Raw genomic sequence first — 5160 nt, 5'->3', positions numbered from 1 at the left:
GCGCGAAAGATGTCAGCGATCTCCAGCTTCGGCCGGGGCATCCCGGCGCCCGGTCACTCCAGACTTCGCTTCACGGCGTGGTCCTGCAGCTTGGCCAGCATCTCGTAAGGGTTGACAGTGTCGGGGATCGCCTTGGTTGCAACATGCGTGTATTGCGCCGTCGTCGCGAGTTTGGCGTGGCCGAGCAGCACCTGGATCACCCGCACATCCGAGTTGGCTTCAAGCAGGTGCGTCGCGAAGCTGGGCCTCAGGGTGTGCAAGGTGGCGGCCTTCTTGACCCCGGCCATGGTCTTGGCCGACGTGAAGGCCCGGCTCAACTGACGCGGCGAGATCAGGTTGATCTTCGGCTTGCCCGGGAACAGCCAGCCTTCGGGCCGTGCTTCACGCCAATAGTCTCGGAGGAGTTCGAGCAAACCTGGTGACAGCATCACCTTGCGGTCCTTCCGCCCCTTGCCCTGCTCGACATGGATCAGCATCCGGTCGCTGTCGATGTCGCCGATCTTGAGATTACAGACCTCGGCGGCCCTCAGGCCAGCCCCGTAGGAGATGCTGAGCGCGGCCCGATACTTCAGGCCGGGCCCCGGCGCCGCCATCAGGATGTCGGACACCTCTTCGACGCTGAACACCACGGGCAGCTTCCGCGGCTGGGTGCGGAACTGCATGTAGCGCTTCATGTCCTCGCGCCCGCAGGTCATGCCGAAGAAGAACCGGAGCGCCACGATCCTCACGTTGAACGTGCTGGCCGTGACCCCGGTGTCGGTCATGTGCAGTTGGTAGGCGCGCAACTCCTCCGGGGTGGTGGTGTCCGGCGAATGCCCCAGGAACCGGGCGAAATCCTTGATGGCCCGGATGTGGGACTTCTGCGCCTTCTCGCCCATCCCTCGGATGCGCATGTCTTCGATCATCCGCGCCCGTAGCGGCGAAATCCTCTCATCGGTCATGGGAACCTCCTGTCTGTCGATTGAGAGGCCTCAATCGTCAGGCGCAGACGCCATTCCCAAATGCACAGGCTGGCGATCAGTCCCGAACGCCCGCCACGGGCGTCAATGCCGCGCGAGCGGCTTCGTCCTTGGGCCGATCGCGACGCCCCGATCGTCAGGGCGGACTTCGGACTTTTCCCGTATTTTCGGGCTGAAGCTTCGCCGCCGTAGAAACCGACCTTGCAACTGATGTTCCATGTGACACCTGCACGTCGCGCCGTCAGGCCTATCAGATCTCTCTGTCACCCAGCGCGTGGCGCGGCCAAGATCACCATGGCTCCGGCGAGGCACAGCCCTGCACCGGCAAAATCCCAAAGGTCCGGCCGCTGCCCCTCGACGCCCCACATCCAGAACAGCGAAGCGGCGATGTAGACGCCGCCGTAAGCCGCGAACGCCCGGCCTGCGAAACCGGTGCCGACCTGCGCGAGCAACCAGCCGAATAGGGCGAGGGTCACAATGCCCGGAACCAGCCAGAGGCTCGAAGCGCCACGCCACCAAGTCCAGATGGCAAAGCATCCGGCAATCTCAGCAAGCGCGGCGAGCGGGTATACCACGATCGCCGGCATCAGGAGTCGGCCTGCTCGTGATCAGACAGACATTCCTCGTGATCGCGCAAGACCTCAAGGATACGGCAGTCGGCCACGCGGTCGGCGCTGCACTCGCCAATCATCCGTCGGAGTTCGACCCGAAGCGCCTCAAGTCGGGCGATCCGCGCCTCGACCTCGCGCAGCTGTTTCTGGGCGACTGCATCGACCTGCGCGCATGACCGTTCTGGGCTGTCAGAGAGATGCAGAAGCTCGCGGATCGCGCTAAGCGTGAATCCGAGCTGCCGGGAGTGACGGATGAACGAAAGACGATCAAGCTCGACATCCCCATAGCGTCGCTGCCCACCATCTGTCCGACCGGGCTCAGGCATCAGACCAATCTGTTCGTAGTATCGGATCGTTTGCACCTTGGTGCCGGTGCGCTTGGCGAGAGTGCCGATCGAAAGCATGGGTTTCCTCCTAAGGCCCTGTGCTGCTGGGATCGCGTGGCTCCTCGCCACGGTAAACGATGTGGTAAATCTCCAGCCGAGGCTTGAACCTACAGTTGCTGTAGGTCCTATATCAAGGTTCGGTCGAAGAATCACGACGGAGAGCCTTCATGGCAGACAGGGGCGCAGGACAACGCGAATGGCGCGTGACAGGCATGGATTGCGGGTCATGCGCTGCCAAGGTGCGCGGCGCGGTTGAGCGCCTGCCTGGCGTCGCGGATGTCGATGTCGCGCTCATGGCCGAACGGTTGCGACTGACGCTCGATGAGACACAGACACCGCCCGAGCGCATCGAGAAGGCAGTGCGCGGCGTCGGCTTCGGCATCGCGGCCAAGGGCGCACGGCCAGAGAAGCCCAAGGGCGGCATTGTCCTGCCGGATGGAGCTTTTCCGGATGCGGCGGAGGCCGTGGAAATCGACAGCGAGCCGAAGGAGACCACTGGGCCCGACGACGATGCGCCGATCTCTTGGGTGAAGACCGCCAAGGGTCGCCTTGTGCTCGGCACCGGCGCCTTGCTCGCGGCGGCCTGGGCGTTGCGTCTCGTCCTGCCGGCTGAGAGCGCGCATTGGGCGTTCGTCCTGGCGACATTGGTCGGGATCGTGCCCGTGGCGCAGCGCGCCTTCGCCATGACGCGGGCCGGAATGCCCTTCACCATCGAGATGCTGATGACCATCGCCGCTGGCGGTGCGCTGATAATCGGCGAGCCAGAAGAAGCGGCGCTTGTCGTGTTTCTTTTCGCCGTTGGCGAACTCCTGGAAGGCGTCTCGGCCGGCAAGGCACGTGACAGCATTCGGGCGCTCTCGAAGCTCGTGCCGAAGACGGCGCGGCTCGAAGTGGGCGGCAAAACACGTGAAGTCGCGGCCGAGAAGCTCCAGGTCGGCCAGATCGTGCAGGTCCGGCCCGGCGACCGCGTGCCCTGCGACGGTGAGGTGATCGACGGCACGTCGGGCGTCGACGAGAGCCCGGTGACTGGCGAGAGCGTCCCGAGCCTCAAGGAGCCGGGCGCGGAGGTCTTCGCAGGGTCGATCAACGCCGAGGCGCTTTTGCGCGTGCGGGTCACGAAGGCGGCCGAGGACAACACCATCGCCCGCATCGTCCGCGTCGTGGAAGAGGCCGAGAGCGCCCGTGCGCCGACCGAGCGCTTCATCGACCGGTTCAGCCGGGTCTACATGCCCGCCGTGGTCGCAACCGCTGTTCTCGTCGCTGTCGTCCCGCCGCTGGCCTTCGGGCTGGCCTGGGGCGAATGGGTCTACCGGGCGCTGGCGCTGCTGCTGATCGGCTGTCCATGCGCGCTGGTGATCTCGGTGCCGGCCTCGATCACCTCGGCGCTCTCCACCGGGGCGCGGAACGGCCTGCTGATGAAGGGCGGCGCTGTGATCGAGGCAGCGGCTCGCACCACCTATGTCGCCTTCGACAAGACCGGGACGCTCACGCATGGCAGGCCCCGCGTGACAGATGTCTCTGTGTTGAGTGGAAGCGCCGACGACCTCATGGCGCTTGCCGCCGGGGTTGAGAGCGGCGCGAGCCACCCGCTCGGGCAGGCGATCTGCGCCGAGGCCGAGCGGCGAGGCGTCGGCACGGTGGCAGCGACCGGAGGCCGTGCGCTTCCCGGCAAGGGGGCGGAAGCGTCGATCGACGGAGCGATCGTCTGCGTGGGCTCTCCACGGCTGGCGGAGGAGCGCGGCGCGCTCACGGACGACCTGCGGAGTCGCGTGGCGGCGCTGGAAGCCGACGGCAAGACGGTGGTCATCGTGCTCTGCGAAGACGTGCCTCAGGGCCTCATCGCGCTCAGGGACGAGCCGCGCACCGATGCGGCGGACGCGGTCGCGCAGCTGCACAGCCTCGGCATCTCTTCGGTCATGCTGACGGGGGACAACCCGCGCACGGCGCAGGCCATCGCAGACGGGCTCGGGATCGAGCATCGTTCGGAGCTCATGCCGGAAGACAAGGTGACGGCGATCCGCGAGCTGACGACGGACGCCCGCGTGATGATGATCGGCGACGGGATCAACGACGCGCCCGCGCTTGCCGCCGCGCATGTCGGCGTTGCCATGGGCTCGGGCACCGATGTCGCGCTGGAGACGGCCGACGCGGCGATCCTTCGTAACCGTGTGACGGACGTGCCTGCCAAGATCCGCCTCACGCGCGCGACCATGAGAAATATCCGCCAGAACATCGCGATCGCGCTCGGGCTCAAGGCGGTGTTCCTCGTGACCACCGTGCTCGGGGTCACCGGCCTCTGGATCGCGATCCTCGCCGATACCGGCGCCACAGTGCTGGTCACGATGAACGCCCTCCGGCTGCTGTTCTTCCGGCCCGCCGGTACGCCTGAACCGACAGAACGCATCGGTGCGACCGCTGAGTAGGCATGCCCCGAGCACGTTGCCACAACGACCCGAAAGCAGACAGCAATTATCTTCACCCGCCGAGCCTTGACGGCAACCGCCGCGTGCTTCGCCGCGGCGGCGCCGACTGCTGACCTCGGCCTCTCGGCGCATGTTGCACGAGGTTGCGGATGACCAGTTCGGAGAAGCCACACCGCAGCGTTGACCATCCAGGTGGAGGTCGGCTCTGGGCCGCTCGCGGTCAGGCGCTGGCGCCTCACATAACCTGATGGCGGACAGTCCCTCATAAGCGCTGCCAGCACGTCGTGCCCCTTTCGGAAATCGACCGGCCTTGTCGCAACCATGATTGATCCACACCTGGTTCGACGGGAGGATCATGCCGGTCCTGTCAGCGCAAGCGCGACCATCGTGACTTACTCCGCCGGCGCGTCGGCCTCAAAGCGGACCATCACCGGCCTCATGATAATCTCGACACTCTCCACGGTAGCGGCCTGTTCGGGCGGCGGGCTCGCTACGACGAAAGGTGGTTCGCCTTTGGGCCAGGTCGGGCTGCAACCTTGTTGACCGTGGCTCAAGCGTCAATCCGACGCGACAGAGCCGTCTGCATGGCCCGGTACTGGTGCCACAGCCTCTCCTGGCTCAAGTGCGGAAAGTAGACAGTGCTCTTAGGTTCGTTGAACCTTCGTACCAGAGATCTGGCGTGTCCAGATAGGCCAGGTTCTCGATGAAACAGTGCTTCACTGGCCAAATTTCAACAGCTTGGCCGACACTATCTGTCTTCGGGAGGCAGGGGCCGGAGGTT

The 5160-nt window shown here is 65.5% G+C and carries 4 protein-coding genes; 1 reads left to right on the top strand and 3 read right to left on the bottom strand.

Going from position 1 to position 5160, the window contains the following annotated elements; genetic code table 11:
- Positions 1-53 precede the first annotated feature (53 nt).
- The 3 genes from PVW46_RS14060 to PVW46_RS14050 form a co-directional block, all read right to left on the bottom strand.
- Positions 54-941 (bottom strand): tyrosine-type recombinase/integrase, encoded by an 888-nt coding sequence (locus PVW46_RS14060; RefSeq protein ID WP_043147004.1) that lies wholly within the window; start codon positions 939-941, stop codon positions 54-56.
- A gap of 281 nt (positions 942-1222) precedes the next feature.
- On the bottom strand, positions 1223-1546 hold the full coding sequence (locus PVW46_RS14055) for a YnfA family protein (protein ID WP_069211029.1): 324 nt from the start codon (positions 1544-1546) through the stop codon (positions 1223-1225).
- Positions 1546-1974 carry a MerR family transcriptional regulator gene (locus PVW46_RS14050; protein WP_043147007.1) on the bottom strand — a complete coding sequence of 143 codons (429 nt, stop codon included), beginning with the start codon at positions 1972-1974 and terminating at the stop codon, positions 1546-1548. The genes PVW46_RS14055 and PVW46_RS14050 overlap by 1 nt, the downstream gene beginning before the upstream one ends.
- Positions 1975-2123: 149 nt before the next feature.
- Between PVW46_RS14050 and PVW46_RS14045 the strand changes: the two genes are divergently transcribed.
- Positions 2124-4379 carry a heavy metal translocating P-type ATPase gene (locus PVW46_RS14045; RefSeq protein WP_043147009.1) on the top strand — a complete coding sequence of 752 codons (2256 nt, stop codon included), beginning with the start codon at positions 2124-2126 and terminating at the stop codon, positions 4377-4379.
- The last annotated feature ends 781 nt before the right edge of the window (positions 4380-5160 follow it).

This window comes from Mameliella sp. AT18, from assembly GCF_028807275.1.
GTDB classification, from domain to species: domain Bacteria; phylum Pseudomonadota; class Alphaproteobacteria; order Rhodobacterales; family Rhodobacteraceae; genus Antarctobacter; species Antarctobacter albus.
Note: the sequence above shows the minus strand (reverse complement) of the source record. Positions and strands in the feature narration are given on the sequence as shown.